This window comes from Chryseobacterium gwangjuense (assembly GCF_021311115.1).
In the GTDB taxonomy this organism is placed as follows: Bacteria; Bacteroidota; Bacteroidia; order Flavobacteriales; family Weeksellaceae; genus Chryseobacterium; species Chryseobacterium gwangjuense.
On sequence record NZ_JAJTNP010000010.1, the window covers coordinates 1 to 5441 of the forward strand.

Below are 5441 nucleotides of genomic sequence, written 5' to 3' on the forward strand. Positions count from 1 at the left end.
GTATAAAACAAAAAAAGTCTCATAGAATACTCTATGAGACTTTAAATAAAAACTGGCGGCGACCTACTCTCCCGCTTTCGCAGTACCATCGGCGCTGGTGGGCTTAACTTCTGTGTTCGGAATGGGAACAGGTGAGCCCCACCGCTAAAACCACCCTAAAGGTTGTATATAGCTGTAAGCATCAGGCTTCAGGCCTTAAGCTTTTAGCATTTTATCGGTAAATTTCATCACAAAGGCAAAACCAGTATTGCACTTATAAGGCTTGTTTTAGTAATAACCAATAGGCTATAAATCTACGGGTAATTAGTACTACTCGGCTATGCTGTTACCAACTTTACACCTGTAGCCTATCAACGTTGTCATCTCCAACGACCCTTAAAAGATGTCTCATCTTGAGGCGAGTTTCGCACTTATATGCTTTCAGTGCTTATCTCTTCCAAACGTAGCTACTCAGCGGTGCACCTGGCGGTACAACTGATACACCAGAGGTTTGTTCAATTCGGTCCTCTCGTACTAGAATCAAGCCCTCTCAAACATCTAACGCCCGCAATAGATAGAGACCGAACTGTCTCACGACGTTCTGAACCCAGCTCGCGTGCCACTTTAATGGGCGAACAGCCCAACCCTTGGGACCTTCTCCAGCCCCAGGATGTGACGAGCCGACATCGAGGTGCCGAACCTCCCCGTCGATGTGAGCTCTTGGGGGAGACTAGCCTGTTATCCCCGGAGTACCTTTTATCCTATGAGCGATGGCCCTTCCATACGGAACCACCGGATCACTATGTCCTGCTTTCGCACCTGATCGACTTGTAGGTCTCACAGTCAAGCACCCTTATGCCATTACACTCTACGCACGGTTACCAAGCGTGCTGAGGGTACCTTTGAAAGCCTCCGTTACTCTTTTGGAGGCGACCACCCCAGTCAAACTACCCACCACGCAATGTCCTTCTAAAAGAAGTTAGGCTCCAAGTAAGTAAAGGGTGGTATTTCAACGTTGACTCCACAAACACTAGCGTGCCTGCTTCAAAGTCTCCCACCTATCCTACACATTACTTACTCAAAGTCAATACGAAGTTATAGTAAAGGTTCACAGGGTCTTTTCGTCCCATTGCGGGTAATCGGCATCTTCACCGATACTACAATTTCACCGAGCTCGTGGCTGAGACAGTGCCCAGATCGTTACACCATTCGTGCAGGTCGGAACTTACCCGACAAGGAATTTCGCTACCTTAGGACCGTTATAGTTACGGCCGCCGTTTACTGGGGCTTCAGTCAAACGCTTCGCTTACGCTAACGCCCTTCCTTAACCTTCCAGCACCGGGCAGGTGTCAGACCCTATACAGCATCTTTCGATTTAGCAGAGTCCTGTGTTTTTGATAAACAGTCGCCTGGGCCTCTTCACTGCGGCCAGCATTGCTGCTGGCGTCTCTTCTTCCGAAGTTACGAGACTATTTTGCCTAGTTCCTTAGCCACGACTCACTCGAGCACCTTAGGATTCTCTCCTCGACCACCTGTGTCGGTTTTGGTACGGGTTGCTTCACTTCGGCTTTTCTTGGATCCGATTTCACTATAACAGCTTCGCCCGAAGGCTAGGCCTTGACACTTCCGTCCGTCTTCAATAGCTACGTCGAACCGTCCCCTTTTTAGTGTGAGCAAGTATGGGAATATTAACCCATTGTCCATCCACTACCCCTTTCGGGTTCGCGTTAGGTCCCGACTAACCCTCAGCTGATTAGCATGGCTGAGGAAACCTTAGTCTTTCGGTGAGGGGGTTTCTCGCCCCCTTTATCGTTACTTATGCCTACATTTTCTTTTCTATACGCTCCACAATACCTCACGATACTGCTTCTGTGCGAATAGAATGCTCTCCTACCAGATGTAATAAATTACAAATCCATAGCTTCGGTATTCTGTTTATGCCCGATTATTATCCATGCCGGACCGCTCGACTAGTGAGCTGTTACGCACTCTTTAAATGAATGGCTGCTTCCAAGCCAACATCCTAGCTGTCAATGCAGTCCAACCGCGTTGCTTCAACTTAACAGAAATTTGGGGACCTTAGCTGTTGGTCTGGGTTCTTTCCCTCTCGGACATGGACCTTAGCACCCATGCCCTCACTGCCGTAGAACATTTATTAGCATTCGGAGTTTGTCAGGAATTGGTAGGATTTGACTCCCCCGCATCCAATCAGTCGCTCTACCTCTAATAAACTTATATACGACGCTGCACCTAAATGCATTTCGGAGAGTACGAGCTATCTCCCAGTTTGATTGGCCTTTCACCCCTACCCACAGGTCATCCGAAGACTTTTCAACGTCAACCGGTTCGGTCCTCCACTCTGTGTTACCAGAGCTTCAACCTGCCCATGGGTAGATCACAAGGTTTCGCGTCTAATCCTACTAACTATGCGCCCTATTCAGACTCGCTTTCGCTCCGGCTCCGGTACTTAATACCTTAACCTCGCTAGTAAAATTAACTCGTAGGCTCATTATGCAAAAGGCACGCCGTCACCCAACTTGTGGGCTCCGACCGCTTGTAGGCGTACGGTTTCAGGTTCTATTTCACCCTTCTATTCGAAGTGCTTTTCACCTTTCCTTCACAGTACTTGTTCACTATCGGTCTTTCAGGAGTATTTAGCCTTGGAGGATGGTCCCCCCATATTCAGACAGGATTTCACGTGTCCCGCCCTACTCATTTATCATCTATGTATACCTTTCGAATACCGGGCTATCACCGTCTTTGGCTGTTCTTTCCAGAACATTCTTCTAAATATATAAAGACTTTTGGGCTAATCCGCTTTCGCTCGCCACTACTTACGGAATCTCTTCGATTTCTTTTCCTCAGGGTACTTAGATGTTTCAGTTCTCCTGGTTTGCTCCTCTTACGAGGTAATACATCTTCAATGTATTGGGTTGCCCCATTCGGACATCTGCGGATCAATTCGTGTGTGCCAATCCCCGCAGCTTTTCGCAGCTTACCACGTCCTTCTTCGCCTCTGAAAGCCTAGGCATCCGCCATACGCCCTTAACGATTTCTTTCCTATTTTTAGGTTACTCAAGCACTTATAAGTGCTCGGTTTTCTCTTTGTGATGTCTTTACCGTTAATGTCAATGATCTTATTATCTTCTTTTCAAACTGATGAACAAATGTTGTTTTTGGCTCCATTCGTAACTTTTAAATCAGTCTTCCAAAACTGTGGAGAATAAGGGAGTCGAACCCTTGACCTCCTGCGTGCAAGGCAGGCGCTCTAGCCAGCTGAGCTAATTCCCCCTCTAGTTAAGATTAAAAAATTTAAAGATTTTGAGATTAAGAGATTTGCTTTCGCTAATTTCTTAATATCTTAATTCCTCAATACCTTAATCCTTTCAATTAGTAGTCTCGGGCAGGCTCGAACTGCCGACCTCTACATTATCAGTGTAGCGCTCTAACCAGCTGAGCTACGAGACTCTCTCTAATTAATAATTATTAATTAATAATTGTTAATTATCTCTTATCCCTTATACTAATTTCTAGTGGGTTTTGTATTTTTATATATCAACCAAATAAAAACTAAAGCTGAACTTTAAGTAAGTTCCGTATCTTACGATACTAATTTTGTTTAACGTCTTAAGACGCTCTAAAATGAGATGTTCCAGCCGCACCTTCCGGTACGGCTACCTTGTTACGACTTAGCCCTAGTTACCTGTTTTACCCTAGGCAGCTCCTTTTACGGTCACCGACTTCAGGTACCCCAGACTTCCATGGCTTGACGGGCGGTGTGTACAAGGCCCGGGAACGTATTCACCGCGCCATGGCTGATGCGCGATTACTAGCGATTCCAGCTTCATAGAGTCGAGTTGCAGACTCCAATCCGAACTGAGACCGGCTTTCGAGATTTGCATCACATCGCTGTGTAGCTGCCCTCTGTACCGGCCATTGTATTACGTGTGTGGCCCAAGGCGTAAGGGCCGTGATGATTTGACGTCATCCCCACCTTCCTCTCTACTTGCGTAGGCAGTCTCACTAGAGTCCTCAACTTAATGGTAGCAACTAGTGACAGGGGTTGCGCTCGTTGCAGGACTTAACCTAACACCTCACGGCACGAGCTGACGACAACCATGCAGCACCTTGAAAATTGCCCGAAGGAAGGTCTATTTCTAAACCGATCAATTCCCATTTAAGCCTTGGTAAGGTTCCTCGCGTATCATCGAATTAAACCACATAATCCACCGCTTGTGCGGGCCCCCGTCAATTCCTTTGAGTTTCATTCTTGCGAACGTACTCCCCAGGTGGCTAACTTATCACTTTCGCTTAGTCTCTGAAGCCGAAGCCCCAAAAACGAGTTAGCATCGTTTACGGCGTGGACTACCAGGGTATCTAATCCTGTTCGCTCCCCACGCTTTCGTCCATCAGCGTCAGTTAAGACATAGTAACCTGCCTTCGCAATTGGTGTTCTAAGTAATATCTATGCATTTCACCGCTACACTACTTATTCCAGCTACTTCTACCTTACTCAAGACCTGCAGTATCAATGGCAGTTTCACAGTTAAGCTGTGAGATTTCACCACTGACTTACAGATCCGCCTACGGACCCTTTAAACCCAATAAATCCGGATAACGCTTGCACCCTCCGTATTACCGCGGCTGCTGGCACGGAGTTAGCCGGTGCTTATTCGTATAGTACCTTCAGCTTTCCACACGTGGAAAGGTTTATCCCTATACAAAAGAAGTTTACAACCCATAGGGCCGTCATCCTTCACGCGGGATGGCTGGATCAGGCTCTCACCCATTGTCCAATATTCCTCACTGCTGCCTCCCGTAGGAGTCTGGTCCGTGTCTCAGTACCAGTGTGGGGGATCACCCTCTCAGGCCCCCTAAAGATCACTGACTTGGTAGGCCGTTACCCTACCAACTATCTAATCTTGCGCGTGCCCATCTTTATCCACCGGAGTTTTCAATATCAAGTGATGCCACTTAATATATTATGGGGTATTAATCTTCCTTTCGAAAGGCTATCCCCCTGATAAAGGCAGGTTGCACACGTGTTCCGCACCCGTACGCCGCTCTCAAGATTCCGAAGAATCTCTACCGCTCGGCTTGCATGTGTTAGGCCTCCCGCTAGCGTTCATCCTGAGCCAGGATCAAACTCTCCATTGTATGTTTGTCTGACTCACTCAAAGTTATTTTACGCTTTAGTTTTTCCTTACTTGGTTGTTATATTGTATGTCAATGAACTTCGTTCTTTCGCTTTTTAACCGAGCTACTTTTCTGTCAGTTTCACTCCGTATTTGCGAGTGCAAAAGTAAAAATTATTTTCTTTATGACCAAATGTTTTTCAAGAAAATTTTAAAGTTTTTTTTATTAACCTTAACCCCTCTCTAAACCTTCAATCTCACTCCTGCGCTTCCCGTTTTACCGGACTGCAAAGATACAAAAAATTTTAACTCACGCAACTTTTATTT

At 46.4% G+C, this 5441-nt stretch carries 2 tRNA genes and 3 rRNA genes; all 5 read right to left on the reverse strand.

The window, feature by feature from the left end:
* Window positions 1-50: 50 nt before the first annotated feature.
* A 5S ribosomal RNA gene (rrf, locus tag LV842_RS16010) occupies window positions 51-158 on the reverse strand.
* Between the two features lie 125 nt (window positions 159-283).
* Window positions 284-3038 (reverse strand): 23S ribosomal RNA (locus LV842_RS16015).
* 158 nt (window positions 3039-3196) lie between these two features.
* A tRNA-Ala gene (locus LV842_RS16020) sits at window positions 3197-3270 on the reverse strand.
* Window positions 3271-3373: 103 nt separating this feature from the next.
* Window positions 3374-3447 (reverse strand) — tRNA-Ile (locus LV842_RS16025).
* A gap of 172 nt (window positions 3448-3619) precedes the next feature.
* Window positions 3620-5136 (reverse strand): 16S ribosomal RNA (locus LV842_RS16030).
* The 16S, 23S and 5S rRNA genes sit together here with 2 tRNA genes alongside, the layout of an rRNA operon.
* Window positions 5137-5441: the final 305 nt, after the last annotated feature.